The 563-nt window shown below is 56.7% G+C and carries 1 protein-coding gene; it reads left to right on the forward strand.

Annotation, left to right across the window (positions count from 1 at the left end):
• Positions 1 to 461 (forward strand): Hsp70 family protein (locus AC1DWI_RS25910; RefSeq protein ID WP_477726293.1); only part of this gene is annotated, 461 nt, incomplete at its 5' end.
• Positions 462 to 563 lie beyond the last annotated feature (102 nt).

Here is a 563-nt window from a genome sequence, read left to right on the forward strand (position 1 = left end):
CCGGCAAGGAAAACAAGATCACCATCAAGGCCAACTCCGGTTTGTCTGAAGCTGAAATCCAGCAGATGGTGAAAGACGCCGAGCTGAACGCCGAAGAAGACAAGAAAAAAGTCGAGTTCGTCACCGCCAAGAACAACGCCGAAGCCATGGTGCACAGCGTGAAGAAATCGCTGGGTGAATACGGCGACAAGCTCGAAGCCGGCGAGAAGGAAAAGATTGAAGCCGCCATCAAGGACATGGAAGAAGCGCTCACTGGCGACGACAAGGCCGCCATCGACGCCAAGAACACGGCCCTGATGGAAGCCAGCCAGAAGCTCGGCGAAAAAATGTACGCCGACATGCAGGCATCGCAGGCGGCAGCCGGTGGTGACGCAGGCGCAGCGGGCGCCGCCCAGGCTGAAGCCAAACCGGTCGACGACAATGTCGTGGACGCTGAAGTCAAGGAAGTCAAAAAGGGCTAAGCGCTTTTTTACAAAGCACCCCTGCATTGGCGCGATAACTGCATGCAAAAGCAGACGGCAAAGGCAGCCAGCAAAGGCGGAAAACCGGGAGCAATCCAGGAT

Source organism: Polaromonas sp. P3_C2 (assembly GCF_056402675.1).